This is a genomic window from Pseudoalteromonas sp. GW168-MNA-CIBAN-0100 (genome assembly GCF_040309225.1).
Lineage (GTDB): Bacteria > Pseudomonadota > Gammaproteobacteria > Enterobacterales > Alteromonadaceae > Pseudoalteromonas > Pseudoalteromonas arctica.
Genome location: NZ_JBEOOL010000953.1, coordinates 1 through 244, shown reverse-complemented (window position 1 = coordinate 244; position 244 = coordinate 1). Strand labels below are relative to the sequence as shown.

Sequence of the window (244 nt, the reverse complement as noted above, 5' to 3'; positions counted from 1 at the left end):
GGCTTTACACCATTAGTTTGGCTGCTGCCATCGTGGTTATGTACAAAGACTAAATCTAAATCAGAGTCATAACCCACTTCAAAGCCACCGGTTTTACCATAGGCAATAACCGCAAAACCTTTGCTTTCGTCGTTAGTACTAGGTGGCATACCAAAGCGTTTTACACAATTGTGCCATGCAATATTAACGGCCTGATCGACAATAGCCTCCGCCAGTGCCGTTAAATGATCGCTCACCTTCATTA

1 protein-coding gene is annotated in these 244 nt (G+C 43.9%); it reads right to left on the bottom strand.

Annotated features, from left to right (window positions below; translation table 11 throughout):
* A partial coding sequence (locus tag AAEY62_RS24160) for a hypothetical protein (protein WP_350637005.1) occupies positions 1–244 on the bottom strand: 244 nt, incomplete at both ends.